Origin of the sequence: Leisingera sp. JC1 (genome assembly GCF_001679925.1) — a bacterium.
In the GTDB taxonomy this organism is placed as follows: Bacteria; Pseudomonadota; Alphaproteobacteria; order Rhodobacterales; family Rhodobacteraceae; genus Leisingera.
Genome location: NZ_LYUZ01000095.1, coordinates 30,711 through 45,109, shown reverse-complemented (window position 1 = coordinate 45,109; position 14,399 = coordinate 30,711). Strand labels below are relative to the sequence as shown.

Here is a 14,399-nt window from a genome sequence, read left to right as displayed (position 1 = left end):
CCCGCCGGCAGCCCGGTAGCGCGCCGCCAGCGCGTCCAGCTCGGCGTCGATTTCCTGCGGGGTATAGGCCCGCGCGTTTGTCAGAACATCTGCCACMTGTGTCTCCTCTGCCTTCCTAAAGATCGGCAGCGAAAGGCACAATTTCAAGCCTGCCAGCGGCCCACCTGCCCCTGCACGCCGTCCCAGGCACCCGCCTGCAGCGCCAGCCCCAGAACCCGCTCCGGGTTGGTCGGCGGCGGCATTTCGACCCCTATCAGCTTGGAGAAGCCGAACCGCCTGTAATAGGGCGCATCGCCGACCAGCATCACCCTGGCCCAGCCGGTTTCCTCTGCCTTGGCCAGGCTGTCGCGAATCAAAGACCCGCCCAGCCCCTCGCCCTGCCGCGTCGGGTGCACCGCCACCGGACCCAGCAGCAGCGCAGAGGCACCGCCAATCAGAACCGGCCAGTACCGGATCGCTGCGGCCAGAATGCCATCACTGTCGCGGGCCACCTCGCTCAGGCCCTCAACCGGCGGCACCCCGTCGCGCAGACGGTAGGATGACAGCGCCTCGCGCCCGGGCGCAAAGCACAGGTCATAGAGCGCCTCAACCTCCCACCGGTCCTCCGGCTGCTCTGCCCTCAATTCGATCACGCCGTCCCTGCCTCCGCATTCTTCCCTGCAGGCTGGCGTTTGGCCTAGCATGGGCGTAAGCCTTGGGCAAACATCTATGACCAGAGCAGGAAACAGAAATGTTCTACCGGCCCGAGGACGGCCACGGCCTCCCCCACAATCCGTTCAACGCCATTGTCACGCCGCGCCCGATCGGCTGGATCTCCAGCCGATCGCCGGACGGGGTGAACAACCTGGCGCCCTATTCCTTCTTCAACGCCGTCGCCTACACCCCGCCGCAGGTGATGTTCGCCTCCACCAGCGCCAAGCCGGATCAGGACGGCACCAAGGATTCGGTCGCCAATATCGAGGCCACCGGCGTCTTTTGCGTCAACGTGGTCTCCTACGCGCTGCGCGATGCGATGAACGCCAGCTCCGGCGCGCTGCCCAAGGACGTGGATGAATTTGCCCACGCAGGCCTTGAGGCCGATGAATGCGAGACCATCACCTGTTCCCGCGTCGCCGCCGCGCCTGCCGCACTGGAATGCAAGCTCACCCGGATTGTCACCCTGCCGGGCGAGGCGAACAAGGTGGTGTTCGGCGAGGTCACTGGCGTGCACCTGCACGACGACTGCCTGCGCGACGGAACCTTTGACGTCACCGCGTTCCAGCCGCTGGCCCGCCTCGGCTACCGCGACTACTCAGTAGTGCGCGACCTGTTCCCGCTCACCCGCCCCGACGACTGAGGCCCGCCATGCCGCTTCCCGATCCCCGCAAGCGCAACCCGATCATCCTGCCCGACGGCACGCCCCACGCGGGCACCGTAATGCTGAGCCAGGTCCTCGATCATCCGAACATCAAGGCAGGCGACTATACTTACGCCTCCGATTTCGACCCGCCGCAGGACTGGGCGCAGCACCTGGCGCCCTACCTGTTCCCCGGATCGCGGGAGCGGCTGGTGATCGGCCGCTTCTGCCAGATCGCCCACGGGGTGCGCTTCATCACCGCCTCGGCCAATCACGCGCAGGACGGGCTCAGCTGCTTTCCGTTCCCGGTCTTTGACCCGGATCAGATGGCCGGCTTCCAGCCCGACACCCGCGACACCATCGTCGGCAATGACGTCTGGATCGGTTACGGCGCGCTGATCCTGCCAGGTGCGCGCATCGGTGATGGCGCCATCATCGGCGCCGGCGCCGTGGTGCGCGGCAGCGTGCCGCCCTATGCCATCATCACCGGCAATCCGGGCGCGGTGCATGGGCACCGCTTCTCCAAGCCCCAGATCGCCCGCCTGCTGGCGCTCAAATGGTGGGACTGGCCCGCAGACCTCATCACCCGCGCCGAACCGGCACTGCTGTCCGGCGACCTCGACATGCTCGAAAGCATCGCCCCCGACTGACGCCCTGCCCGGCATTTGCAGGTATGGTGAGCCGGAAGCTCCCACTTAAACAAAAATCCCGCGGTTCACCGGAACCGCGGGTTTCTTTTTGAAACGGACAACCGTCAGTGGCCGCCCAGGATCCCGGTCTTGACCGAATAGTCCACCGCGACCTCGTATTCCGGGTCGTCGTCGCTATCGACCATCAGGTGGCCCGCCTTGGTCAGCAGCTGGTGGCAGTCGCGGCTCAGGTGCCGCAGCACCAGCTTCTTGCCCTCGGCCTCATACTTGCCGGCCACCGCCTCGATCGCCTGCAGCGCCGACTGGTCCACCACCCGGCTGCGGGCAAAGTCGACGATCACGCGCTCCGGATCATTCGCCGCATCAAACAGCTCGATGAACCCGTCGGTGGAGCCAAAGAACAGCGGCCCCTCGATCTCATAGACCTTGGCGCCCTTGTCGGTCGCGGACTCGCGGGTATAGGCGTGGATGCGGCGCGCGTTATTCCAGGCATAGGCCAGGGCGGAGACGATGACGCCCACAACCACCGCAACCGCCAGGTCCGACATCACTGTCACAACGGTCACCAGCACGATCACAAAGGCATCCATCAGCGGCACCTTGGTCATGATCTTGAGGCTGTTCCAGGCAAAGGTGCCGATCACCACCATGAACATAACGCCCACCAGCGCCGCCAGCGGGATCTGCTCGATCAGCGGCGAGGCCACAACGATAAACAAGAGCAGGAACAGCGCCGCGGCAATGCCCGCGATCCGCGTCCGGCCGCCGGATTTCACGTTGATCATCGACTGACCGATCATCGCGCAGCCGCCCATGCCGCCAAAGAAGCCGGTGACAACATTCGACGCGCCCTGCGCAATGCACTCCTGGCTGGCACCGCCGCGCTTGCCGGTGATCTCGCCCACCAGGTTCAGCGTCAGCAGGCTCTCGATCAGGCCGATGGCGGCCAGGATCACCGCATAGGGCAGGATGATCCACAGTGTCTCCAGCGTGAAGGGCGCCAGCGCAGTGCCATAAAGCCCCTCACCGGTGCCGAACGGGTTGTGGAACGACGGGAACCCGCCCTTGATCGAGGCCATATCGCCAACGGTCGGCACGTCGATGTTCAGTGCAATCACCAGAACCGCCACAACACCGATCCCCGCCAGCGGCGCCGGAATCACGGAGGTGATCTTCGGCATCCCCCAGATGATCAGCATGGTGAGGCCAACCAGCCCCAGCATCATGTACAGCTGCATCCCGCTCAGCCATTCCGCCCCGTTTGAGCCCGGCACCTTGAACTGCGTCAGCTGCGCCAGGAAGATCACGATGGCGAGCCCGTTCACAAAGCCCAGCATCACCGGATGCGGCACCAGCCGGATGAACTTGCCCCAGTGCATCACACCGGCAAAGATCTGCAAAATCCCCATCAAGACCACAGTCGCAAACAGGTACTCCACCCCGTGCTGCGCCACCAGCGCCACCATCACCACCGCCAGTGCCCCGGTTGCGCCGGAAATCATCCCCGGCCGGCCGCCGAACACAGCAGTGATCAGCCCCACCATAAAGGCTGCATAAAGCCCGACCAGCGGATGCACCCCCGCAACAAAGGCAAAGGCGACGGCCTCCGGCACCAGCGCCAGCGCCACAGTGAGGCCCGACAGCAGCTCGGTGCGCACGCGGCCCACGGTAAAGCCCTCGTCCTGCATGATCGAAAGATTGGGCGGGGAAATCTGCTTGGCCAGCAAAGCCACGGCTGCGCGTCTCATGTCAGGTACCTGTGCTCGGGAGGAGGAGTGTTCGCTGCCCGCCCCTAGCGGAAAACCGCCAACGGGGCAAGGGCGCGGGGCGCATGCAGGCCTTTGCGGCCCCGCAGGCCTCTGCCTGGCCGCCCCGCTGCAGCTTTTCTCAAATCCCGCGGGAACCGAACCCCGCGCAGGGCGTTTCTCCGATGAGTACTCGCGCACAAGCCACCAACAAACCGAGGAGTGAACGCTATGAAAAAGCTGCTACTTTCCACGGCGCTTGCCGCCGTGACCACCTTCCCTGCCTTTGCCTCCGACACCACCGTCGAGGAAGCTGCAGAGGCAACCGCCGAACAGGGCGCGGAACTGGCGTCCGACGCCGCCAACGCGGCTGAACAAGCCGGCGAGACTATTGCCGAAGAAACCAGCGAAGCGGCCGCGGAGACTGAAGCGGCAGCTGAAGCTGCGGCAGAAGAAGTGACGGAAGAGGCTGCAGAGGCCGAAGCCGCGGTGGAAGCCGAGGCTGAGGCAAGCGCTGCCGCCGAGTCCGGCTCTGCCGAAACCATGTCAGACACCGGAACCACCGCCGCCATGCAGCCCCGCGTTCCGGTTGAGCGCGACGGTTACATGACCGCGGAAGAAACCGACCTGACCGCCGAGAAACTGACCGGCGCCGCCGCCTATGACGCCAACGACGAATGGATCGGCGAGGTCTCCGAGCTGCTTCTGACCGACGAAGGCAAGGTCAAATCCGCAGTCATCGACGTCGGCGGTTTCCTGGGCCTTGGCGAAAAGCCGGTTGAGCTGGACCTGTCCAAGATCGACATCCTGCGCGCCGACGACGGCTCCGACCTGCGCGTCTACATCCCGATGACCGAGGAAGAGCTGAAGGCAATGCCCGACTACGAGGGCTGACCCTTGCACAAGCGTGAATCCAAGGAACCCGCCGCATGGCGGGTTCTTTTTTCCGCCCGGTGTAGTGGCGCTGACCACGACCCTCCGGCACGAACAGCCCCCTTGCCCCTTCATCTTCCCCCAAATACTCGCGTCCCATTGCCCGGCAGGCGGCTTTGCCGACGAGAGGGGAGGCTTCCAGCCTCTGCGGCACCCATCCGCTGCACAGGAGGTGCACCCATGTCACCCCCTGTTTACCGCCCCGCTCTTGCCAAATCCGCCCCCGCTTGCGCATATCCAATTCAGCAGCAACAGGAGGGCAGGACGTGACCATTTCAGAACCCGGGGAAACCATGATCGCCGTGATCGGCGGCTCCGGCATTTATGAGATCGACGGGCTGGAAGGCGCCCAGTGGACCGCGGTCGAAACGCCCTGGGGGGCGCCGTCGGACCAGATCCTGACCGGCTCGCTCGACGGCGTCAAAATGGCCTTCCTGCCCCGCCACGGCCGCGGCCATGTGCACTCCCCGACTGAGGTCCCCTACCGCGCCAATATCGACGCGCTGAAGCGGCTGGGGGTCACCGATGTGTTCTCCGTTTCCGCCTGCGGCTCCTTCCGCGAGGAGATGGCGCCGGGTGATTTTGTTGTTGTGGATCAATTCATTGACCGGACATTCGCGCGCGAGAAAAGCTTCTTCGGCACCGGCTGCGTCGCCCATGTCAGCGTCGCGCATCCCACCTGCGAACGGCTCTCGGACGCGGCAGAGGCGGCGGCGCGCGATGCCGGCGTCAAGGTCCACCGCGGCGGCACCTACCTGTGCATGGAGGGGCCGCAGTTTTCCTCGATGGCCGAGAGCAAACTCTACCGCGAACAGTGGGGCTGCGACGTCATCGGCATGACCAACATGCCCGAGGCCAAGCTCGCCCGCGAGGCGGAGCTGTGCTATGCCTCCATCGCCATGGTCACCGATTACGACAGCTGGCACCCGGAGCACGGTGCGGTGGAAATAACTGATATCATTGCCACTTTGCAGGGCAATTCCGCCAACGCCCGGGAACTGGTGCGCCGCCTGCCCAGCCTCTTGGGCAAGAACCGGCAGGACTGCCCGCACGGCTGCGACAAGGCGCTGGAATACGCCATCATGACCGCCCCTGAGAAACGCGATCCCGCACTGCTGGCGAAACTGGACGCTGTGGCGGGCCGGGTTCTGGGCTGACCGGCAGCCCTTGAATTCAGCAGCACACGGGGGCGGTCTTTGCGGACCGCCCCTTTTCTTTGCCGCCGGCAGTTCCTTTATCCTAGCAGGACAAGCTCTTTTCATATTCCTGATTTCACGGGGTTTTCATGCGTTTGCACGGATTGGACATTGCACGCTTCCTGGCCTTCTGCGGCATGGTGCTGGTGAACTTCCGCATTGCTGCTCAGGTAACGCCGGGCGCGGATACCGCATCGCTGCTCACCAACGCCTTGGAGGGACGGGCTGCGGCGCTGTTTGTGGTGCTGGCAGGCATCGGTCTCACGCTGGGCCGCCCGGACCGCACAACGGTTTTCCGCCGGGCGGTGTTCCTGTTTGTGATCGGGCTCTTGAACCTCACCATATTCGAGGCCGACATCCTGCATTTCTACGCGCTTTACTTCCTGGTGGCGCTGCCCTTCCTGACCGCCTCCAGCCGGGCGCTCCTGCTGGCCGCGGCGGGCACCCTGCTGATCGGGCTGATCAGCCTGCTGGCCCTGGATTACGAGGCGCATTGGACCTGGGAAACCCTTGAGTATGCGGATTTCTGGACCCTTGAGGGCTTCCTGCGGAATTCCTTCTTCAACGGCTGGCACCCGGTGTTTCCCTGGGCCGCCTTCCTGTTTTTGGGCATGTGGGCGGGCCGCCTTCAGCTCTCCAGCCGACGGGTGCAGGCGCATCTGATCCTGTGGGGAGCCGCCGCTGCGGTGCTGGGTGCCGTTCCCGGCATGCTGGTCCAGGACCCGGAACTGGCAGAGCTGTTCGGCACCAGCGCCATCCCGCCGGGCCCTTTTTATATCCTGTCGGCTTCCGGCAGCGCGCTGGCGGTTACCGGGCTGGTGCTGGCCCTCACCCCGATGCTTGACAAAGCCGGGCTGGCGGAATGGCTGGCCGCGCCGGGGCGGCAGGCGCTCAGCCTCTATGCCGCGCATATCCTTCTGGGCATGGGCACGCTGGAGGCAATGGGGCAGCTGGACGGCTCGCTCAGCCCGGCGCAGATCTTCGGCTTTTCGCTGGGGTTCTGCGCGCTGTCGATGGTGCTGGTGTGGTTCTGGAACCTCTTTGCCAAACGCGGGCCGCTGGAGGCGCTGATGCGCTGGAGCACGAACCTGGCCCGGTAATCCGGCCCGGCGACCCGAAGCCGGCCGCCGCCTGCTTTCCCTTGCAACAGGGCCCTGGATCGTCCAAACCGCTGCTGGCCCGGCCCTCTGCCGGGCCGCAACACCGATATTGCCCTAGGGGAGCCGCGCCGATGCCCAAGAAACCCGCCGTCAAGGACTACATCCGCACCATCGTCGACTTCCCGCACGAAGGGATCATGTTCCGCGATGTGACCACGCTGTTTGCCGACCCGCGCGGCTTCCGCATGGCAATCGACCAGATGCTGCACCCCTACGCCGGGGAGCAGATCGACAAGGTGGTCGGGCTTGAGGCGCGCGGCTTCATCCTCGGCGGTGCCATTGCCCACCAGCTCGGCACCGGCTTTGTGCCGATCCGCAAGAAGGGCAAGCTGCCCGGCACGACGATCAGCCAAGACTACAAGCTGGAATACGGCGAGGCGATCGTGGAGATCCACGACGACGCCATCCAGCCGGGCGAGAAGATCCTGGTGGTCGATGACCTCCTTGCCACCGGCGGCACCGCGGGCGCGGGCATCAAGCTGATCGAGCGGCTGGGCGGCGAGATCGTCTCCTGCGCCTTTATCGTAGATCTGCCCGAACTGGGCGGGCGCAAGCTGCTGGAGGACATGGGCATGGACGTGCATGTGCTCTGCGAGTTTGAAGGCCTCTGAACACCCCCGCTGACGCCTGTACATGGCCGCAGCGCTCCCGCCGGTCAGGCGCCTTTCCGGGAAAGGCTGTTCCCGTTGGGCATGGCCCCTTCAGACCCCCTGGGCCGGAAGGGGCGCGCCGCGCGGATGCGCGGCGCCGGGCCCAAAGCCGCCAGGCGTCCGGCACAGCCGGGCAGCCGCGGCTGCGGGAGCGCCCCCCTTATGAAACGCTTCACTCCGCGCGCAGCACCGCGCCCGGGTTCATGATGCCATTCGGGTCCAGCGCCTGCTTGATCGCCCGCATCGCCGCCAGCCTGGCCGGGTCGCCATAGCGTTCCAGATCGCCTGTTTTCATCCGCCCGACCCCGTGCTCGGCGCTGAAGGAGCCGCCGAAGGCGTGGACCAGATCATGCACCGCTTCTTTGACGGCACCGCGAAGAGGGTCATAGTCTTCCCGCTTGCGGCCCTTGGCCGGGAACACGTTGTAGTGCAGGTTGCCGTCGCCCAAGTGGCCAAAGCAATTGATGCGGAAATCGCCAAGCCGGGCAACCGCCTCCCTGCCCTGTTCGATGAAGGCGGGGATCTCCGAAATCGGCACCGAAATGTCATGGCTGGACACCGAACCAATGACCTTGTTGGCCAGCGGAATATGCTCCCGCACGGCCCACAACGCTTGCCGCTGGCTGTCCGATTGAGCGATCACCCCGTCGCGGGCCAGCCCCGCCGCCTCGGCGGCTTCAAACAGCGCGGCCAAAGTGTCCTCCGCCTCCAGCCCGCGCGGCAGGCCCAGCTCAATCAGCACGCACCACTCCGGCGCTTCCGCAAAGGGCTGGCGAACCTGCGGCAGCGTCTCCGCCAGGAATTCCAGCCCCTGCCGGTGAACCAGCTCAAAGGCGCTCACGCCCTCGCCTGCGTGATCACGGGCCAGGGCCAGCAGGTCAATGGCGGCCTGCGGGTCCTTCACGGTGAAAACGGCAGTGCCCTGCGACGCTGGAATGGGCGACAGTTTCAGCGCCGCAGCGGTGATCACCCCCAGCGTGCCCTCGGCCCCGATCAGCAAGTTCCGAAGGTCATAGCCGGTGTTGTCTTTCCTGAGGCGCGACAGGCCGTTCCAGATCTCGCCTGAAGGCAGCACCGCCTCCAGCCCCAGGCAGAGGTCGCGGGCATTGCCGTATCGCAGCACATTGACGCCGCCGGCATTGGTCGAGAGGTTGCCGCCGATCCGGGCCGAGCCTTCCGCCGCCAGCGACAGCGGGAACAGCCGACCGGCCTCCCGCGCCGCAGCCTGCACATCCGCCAGAATGGCGCCCGCTTCGACAATCAGCACGTTCTCCCGGGCGTGAACCGCCCGGATCGCTGCCATCCGCTCCAGTGAGATCACCAGCGGCGCCGGTCCTTCCGGCATCACCTGGCCGCCGACCAGGCCAGTGCCGCCGCCATAAGGCACCACCGGCACCCGCGCCACATTGGCTTCGCGGACCAAGGTGGACACTTCCTCCACACTGCGCGGCAACGCCAGCAGCCCCGCCTGACCCTGATAGCGGCCGCGCGGCTCTTCCAGGTAGCGCGGTTCGGCGTCCCGCAAAACGCCCTCAGGCAACAAGGGGGAAAGGCGGGCAGCAAAGGCGGGATCAGCAGGGTTCAGCGTCATGCCCTATCCATGCCGCAAGGCCCCGCGGCTGGCAAGGCGGCTCACTCGTCGTCCAGCAGGTACTTGGGCCGCAGCACATGGATGGTCGGGCGGCCGGGCAGGCTGCGCAGGGACACCGACAGTTCGCTGTTGCCCTCATCCACCACATCAAACTCCGGGCCGATCCGGGACAGGAAACTCTGCAGCGAATAGTCGCTGAACCAGTGCATCGGGATGATCACCGAGGACCGCAGCCGCCCCAGCACCTCCAGCATCTGATCCAGCGGCAGGGTGATGCCGCCATCCACCGCCGCCATCACCACATCGAGCCTCCCCAGCGCGGCGTATTGCTCCGGTGTCGGCACATGATGCAGGTGCCCGAGGTGGCCGATGCACAGCCCCGCTGCTTCAAAGACAAAGATCGAATTGCCGCGCGCCTCCACCCCGCCGAACATGTTGCGGATGTCTGTCGGCACATTGCGGATCAGCATCTCACCCAGGTCGAGGTGATGGTCGATGCCTGCCCCGAACGGCCCCCAGCCCTCCAGCACATGCGGGATCGCGGGGTCGGGATAGGCGGTCCAATGGGTCTCATGGGCGTGGTTCATGGTGACCACATCCGGGATCAGCGGGGCAGCGCCGGTGAAGCCGGTGAAATCGGTGACCACATTCAGCCCGCCCTCGGTGCGCAGCAGAAAGGACGCATGGGCGATGTAGCGGATCAGCACGCTGTCCTTTGCCACCGGGTCCTGCCAGCTGGCCCGATGCAGGTACTCCAGGCCGGGCGCTGCCTCCGCCAGGGCAATGCAATGGCTCTGCCGCCGCTCCTGCGCCTGGAGGGCAGCGGAACACAGAATGAAACACAGGAAAGAGGCAAACGCGCGCATGAGGCAGGTTCTAGGGCGCAAACCGACGTTGTCAGCCCTTACCGAAGAAAATTCGCACCGCGGGCCCTCCCGCCTGCGCCAGCGGAATTGAAAATTCCGCACCGCAGTTGGGCGTGGCGCCCCGCTGATGCAGGGCGCAGCACCGCTTGCCGCACGCGCCGCGCCGCACCGCAAGGGCGGCGCCCGGCCCAACGGGAGCGGCGCATCTTCTGATGCGCCAGCGACGGGCGGGAGCACTTCGCTGATAGAATATTTGGCTTAGGCCTGACCCGCCAGCGTCTTGCCGCGGCGGTCGTGGCGCAGGGAGGCATAGAGCACATGGGTGCGCCAGCGGCCATTGATCTGCAGGTAAGACTGGGCGACGCCCTCGTATTTGAAACCGGATTTCTCCAGCAATCCGCGCGACGCCTGGTTTTCCGGCAGGCAGGCCGCCTCGATCCGGCTCAGGTCCAGCTTGGTGAAGGCATGATGCACCACCGCGCCGATCGCCTCGCGCATGTAGCCCTGGCGCGCAAACGGCAGCCCGGTCCAATACCCCAGCGTGCCCGCCTGCGCCGGGCCGCGGCGGATATTGTCGAGCGTGATCGCCCCCACCAGAACCTGATCGTCGCGCCGGATCAGGAACAGCGGCAGCGCGGTACCGCCGGAAACCGACCGCCGCGCCCAGTAGACCCGGTTGGTAAAACTCTTGCGGCTGAGGTGATCCGCCGCCCAGCTTGGCTCCCACGGGGTCAGATAAGGCTGGCTCTGCAGCCTCAATGCCGCCCAGCCGTGAAAATCCGCATGCACCGGCGGCCTGAGGGTCAGGCGCTCGGTTTCGATACGGACCTTGCGGCGGTTGAGCAGCATCAGGCGGCGCGCCTCTCCTGCAGCCGCTCCAGCGCCGGGGCATCTGCGACCGGGCCGTACAAAGCCAGCGCCGCAGGCGCCGTCACCGCCATGGTCTCCGCCAGTTCGCGCACGTCTTTGGTGGTGACCGCATTGATGCGTTCTACCGTGCGTTCCAGCGACGGCACCTTGTCCCAGATCTGCACCAGCCGCGCCAGCCGCTCCGCCCGGTTCGAGGGGCTTTCCAGCCCCATCAGCATCCCGGCCTTCATCTGGGCGCGGGCGCGCTCCACCTCGGCGTCGCTCATGTCGTCCGCTGCGCGCTTCATCTCGTCGATGGTGATGCCTGCAAGCTCCGCCAGCTGCTCGCCCGATGTGCCCGCATAGACGGTCATTGAGCCGGTATCGGCATAAGATCCCGCCTGCGAGAAAATGGTGTAGCAGAGGCCGCGCTTCTCTCGCACCTCCTGGAACAAGCGCGAGGACATGCCGCCGCCCAGGGCGCTGGCATAAATCTGCGCGGTGTACATCGACTGGTCGCGGTAGCCGGGGCCCTCAAAGGCCAGCGCGAAATGCGCCTGCTCCAGATCCTTCACCTGCCGCGCCTCGCCGCCGGTGAACTGCGCGCCTTCGGCAGTGAACTCCGGCTTGGCCTCCATATGGCCGAACAGCTGCTCCGCCAGCTTGACCAGCGCATCGTGATCGACGCCGCCCGCTGCTGCCAGGATCATCTGGCCGGGGCCGTAGTGTTCGCCGACAAAGCCCTGCAGATCCTCGCGGCTGAAGCTGCGCACCCTCTCTGCAGGCCCTAGAATGGTCCGCCCCAGCGGCTGCCCGCGGTAGCTTTCCTCCTGCAGCCAGTCAAAGATCACGTCGTCCGGCGTGTCCAGCGACTGGCCGATCTCCTGCAGGATCACCCCGCGCTCAACCTCGATTTCACGTGAATCGAACACCGGATTGAGCAGGATATCCCCGATCACGTCCACCGCCAGCGGCACGTCATCTTTCAGCACACGGGCGTAATAGGCCGTCACCTCGCGCGAGGTATAGGCGTTGATATAGCCGCCCACATCCTCGATCTCCTCTGCGATCTGCAGGGCCGAGCGCCGCTTGGTGCCCTTAAAGGCCATATGCTCAAGGAAATGGGCAATGCCGTTCTGCTCCAGCCGCTCGTGGCGGCCGCCGGCGCTCACCCAGATCCCAACCGCCGCGGATTCCAGACCCGGCATATGCTCGGAGACGATGCGGAACCCGTTGGCGAGTGTGTGCTGCTGAACTGTCAATTCGCGATGTTCTTTCTGATGTGATCCTCAAGGGCAGCCAGATCGTTGGAGATCCGGGTCACCCGTTCCGATCTCTCATACAGGTCTGCCATGCGGGGGGGAAGAGGCGGATGAATGCCGCTGGCTTCTTCCACGGCAGCCGGGAATTTCGCCGGGTGCGCGGTGGCCAGCGTGATCATCGGCACATCACCCTTGCGGTGCTCGTTCGCCACTTTCACGGCAACCGCCCCGTGCGGGCAGATCAGCTCGCCCGAAGACGCCAGCTCGGACTTGATGGTCGCCAGGGTTTCCTCCTCGGAGGTGCGGCCGGAGGTGTAATTCTCCGCCAGCGCCTGCATCGCGCCTTGGGAGACGTCAAAGCCGCCGTTCTTCAGCTCATCCATCAGCTGCGCCACTGCCTTGCTGTCCTGGCCGTAGGCATAGAACAGCGCGCGTTCGAAGTTCGAGGACACCTGAATGTCCATCGACGGCGAGATCGAGGGCTGGGTGTCGCCCTTGTAGTACCCCTGCCCCGACAGGCAGCGGTGCAGGATATCGTTCTGGTTGGTAGCAACCACCAACTGGTCGATCGGCAGGCCCATCTGCTTGGCAATGAAGCCCGCAAAGATATCGCCGAAGTTGCCGGTCGGCACGGTGAAGCTCACCTTGCGCTGCGGCGCACCCAGCGACACGGCGGAAGAGAAGTAATAAACCACCTGCGCCAGCACCCGCGCGATGTTGATCGAATTGACGCCCGCCAGCTTCACGCCATCGCGGAAATCGAAGTCATTGAACATGTCCTTCACACGCGCCTGGCAGTCGTCAAAGTCGCCATCCACGGCCAGCGCGTGCACATTGGCATCCTGCGGCGTGGTCATCTGGCGGCGCTGCACCTCAGACACGCGGCCATGCGGGTAGAGGATGAACACATCCACATTGCTGAGGCCGCGGAAGGCTTCCATGGCGGCAGAGCCGGTGTCGCCGGAAGTGGCGCCTGCAATGGTCACCCGGTCGCCGCGGCGCTCCAGTGCTGCCTGGAACAGCTGGCCGATCAGCTGCATCGCAAAATCCTTGAACGCCAGCGTGGGGCCGTGGAACAGCTCCAGCAGGAAATGGTTCGGCGCCAGCTGCTTCAGCGGCGCGCGGGCGGCGTGGCCGAACCCCTCGTAGGCGCGAGCGATGATGCCGCGGAATTCCTCGTCGGTGAAGCAGTCGCCAAGGAAGGGACGCATGACGCGGAAGGCGGTTTCCTCATAGGACAGCCCTGCCAGCGCCGCGATATCATCGTGGGACATCTGCGGGATTTCTGCCGGCACATACAGGCCGCCGTCACGCGCGAGGCCGGTCAGCATCGCATCTTCAAAGGTCAGCTCGGGCGCTTGGCCCCGGGTCGAGATATATTTCATCGCCTTCAGCTCTTTCGGGTTCAGGGGCGGCTGCGCCGCAGGAAGTAGACGGTCATCGCGGCCCAGATAAAGGCCAGCGAAAACCAGGTGATCGCATATTGCAAGTGGTTGTTCGGGATGCCCGCAGTTGTCACGGCCTGCGGTGTGACCGCGGCCTCAGGCGCTGCGCTGCGGGCGACAATCAAAACGGGTTCGGTGTTCAGGCGCTCTGCCATATAAGCCACGTCCCGGGAATAGAGGATATTGGTGTCCACTTCCGGCGCGGGGGTCGTCCAGTCGCCCTCATCCGGCCAGAGAAGATTGCCGGTGACCGCTGCCTGCCCGCTGCTGAGAGATGTGGTCTTTTCAGCGGCAGGGATGAAGCCCCGGTCCAACAGGACACGCCGGCCATCGGTGGTCACGAAAGGGGCAATGACCCGGTACCCCGTTTCGGCGTCTTTGGTGACCCAGAACACATGCAGCGCATTGCCTTCGATTTCACCTTCGACGGTAACGGCCCGGTAGCGGTCTTGTTCCTTCACCGGGGCCTGCGGCAAAGCCGCCGGTGCAGCCGCGATGCTGACCTCAATCGTCTGAAGCAGGTCTTCCTTCCAGGCCTTGCGCTGCAGTTGCCAGGTGCCAAGGCCGATCAGAATCGCCAGGCCCGCGCCTCCGATGATCAACAGGAAGATGACACGCCGCATCCGGGCCGCTCCGCTTCAAAAGACAAGGCGCGCAAGGTGTCCCCTGCGCGCCTTGCTCATTAAGGTCTGCCTGCGGTTTTTGGAACCGCAAAC

The 14,399-nt window shown here is 65.2% G+C and carries 14 protein-coding genes; 6 read left to right on the top strand and 8 right to left on the bottom strand.

Annotation, left to right across the window (positions count from 1 at the left end; all coding sequences use genetic code 11):
• Positions 1–143: 143 nt before the first annotated feature.
• A complete protein-coding gene (locus A9D60_RS14545; RefSeq protein WP_065268259.1) occupies positions 144–632 on the bottom strand; it encodes a GNAT family N-acetyltransferase in 489 nt (162 codons plus the stop codon).
• Positions 633–730: 98 nt separating this feature from the next.
• On the opposite strand from A9D60_RS14545, the gene A9D60_RS14540 reads away from it, so the two are divergent.
• The gene (locus tag A9D60_RS14540) at positions 731–1,336 is read left to right on the top strand and encodes a flavin reductase family protein (protein ID WP_065268258.1); all 606 of its coding nucleotides are present in this window, start codon (positions 731–733) and stop codon (positions 1,334–1,336) included.
• Between the two features lie 8 nt (positions 1,337–1,344).
• The gene (locus tag A9D60_RS14535) at positions 1,345–1,986 is read left to right on the top strand and encodes a CatB-related O-acetyltransferase (RefSeq protein ID WP_065268257.1); all 642 of its coding nucleotides are present in this window, start codon (positions 1,345–1,347) and stop codon (positions 1,984–1,986) included.
• Positions 1,987–2,090: 104 nt separating this feature from the next.
• On the opposite strand, the gene A9D60_RS14530 is transcribed toward A9D60_RS14535, so the two are convergent.
• Positions 2,091–3,734, bottom strand: coding sequence for a SulP family inorganic anion transporter (locus A9D60_RS14530; protein ID WP_065268256.1), 1,644 nt, complete (start codon positions 3,732–3,734; stop codon positions 2,091–2,093).
• A 228-nt stretch (positions 3,735–3,962) separates the two neighbouring features.
• On the opposite strand from A9D60_RS14530, the gene A9D60_RS14525 reads away from it, so the two are divergent.
• From A9D60_RS14525 to A9D60_RS14510, 4 genes are all read left to right on the top strand, one after another.
• On the top strand, positions 3,963–4,625 hold the full coding sequence (locus A9D60_RS14525; RefSeq protein WP_065268255.1) for a PRC-barrel domain-containing protein: 663 nt from the start codon (positions 3,963–3,965) through the stop codon (positions 4,623–4,625).
• A 332-nt stretch (positions 4,626–4,957) separates the two neighbouring features.
• Positions 4,958–5,821, top strand: a complete 864-nt coding sequence (locus tag A9D60_RS14520; RefSeq protein WP_065268254.1) for an S-methyl-5'-thioadenosine phosphorylase — start codon at positions 4,958–4,960, stop codon at positions 5,819–5,821.
• 128 nt (positions 5,822–5,949) lie between these two features.
• The gene (locus tag A9D60_RS14515) at positions 5,950–6,960 is read left to right on the top strand and encodes a DUF418 domain-containing protein (protein ID WP_065268253.1); all 1,011 of its coding nucleotides are present in this window, start codon (positions 5,950–5,952) and stop codon (positions 6,958–6,960) included.
• A gap of 131 nt (positions 6,961–7,091) precedes the next feature.
• Positions 7,092–7,631 (top strand): adenine phosphoribosyltransferase, encoded by a 540-nt coding sequence (locus A9D60_RS14510; protein WP_019298359.1) that lies wholly within the window; start codon positions 7,092–7,094, stop codon positions 7,629–7,631.
• 211 nt (positions 7,632–7,842) lie between these two features.
• Here the strand turns inward: A9D60_RS14510 and A9D60_RS14505 are convergent, their stop codons facing one another.
• The 6 genes from A9D60_RS14505 to A9D60_RS14480 all read right to left on the bottom strand — a co-directional run bounded on the left by A9D60_RS14505 (position 7,843) and on the right by A9D60_RS14480 (position 14,306).
• Positions 7,843–9,261 carry an FAD-binding oxidoreductase gene (locus A9D60_RS14505; protein WP_065268252.1) on the bottom strand — a complete coding sequence of 473 codons (1,419 nt, stop codon included), beginning with the start codon at positions 9,259–9,261 and terminating at the stop codon, positions 7,843–7,845.
• A gap of 41 nt (positions 9,262–9,302) precedes the next feature.
• A complete protein-coding gene (locus A9D60_RS14500) occupies positions 9,303–10,127 on the bottom strand; it encodes an MBL fold metallo-hydrolase (protein WP_065268251.1) in 825 nt (274 codons plus the stop codon).
• Between the two features lie 258 nt (positions 10,128–10,385).
• The gene (locus A9D60_RS14495; RefSeq protein ID WP_065268250.1) at positions 10,386–10,976 is read right to left on the bottom strand and encodes a GNAT family N-acetyltransferase; all 591 of its coding nucleotides are present in this window, start codon (positions 10,974–10,976) and stop codon (positions 10,386–10,388) included.
• Positions 10,976–12,238: a M16 family metallopeptidase gene (locus A9D60_RS14490; RefSeq protein ID WP_065268249.1), complete on the bottom strand. Its 1,263-nt coding sequence runs from the start codon at positions 12,236–12,238 to the stop codon at positions 10,976–10,978. The genes A9D60_RS14495 and A9D60_RS14490 overlap by 1 nt, the downstream gene beginning before the upstream one ends.
• A complete protein-coding gene (gene thrC / locus A9D60_RS14485; RefSeq protein ID WP_065268248.1) occupies positions 12,235–13,623 on the bottom strand; it encodes a threonine synthase in 1,389 nt (462 codons plus the stop codon). The genes A9D60_RS14490 and thrC overlap by 4 nt, the downstream gene beginning before the upstream one ends.
• Positions 13,624–13,643: 20 nt before the next feature.
• Positions 13,644–14,306: an SURF1 family protein gene (locus tag A9D60_RS14480; RefSeq protein ID WP_065268247.1), complete on the bottom strand. Its 663-nt coding sequence runs from the start codon at positions 14,304–14,306 to the stop codon at positions 13,644–13,646.
• Between the last annotated feature and the right edge of the window lie 93 nt (positions 14,307–14,399).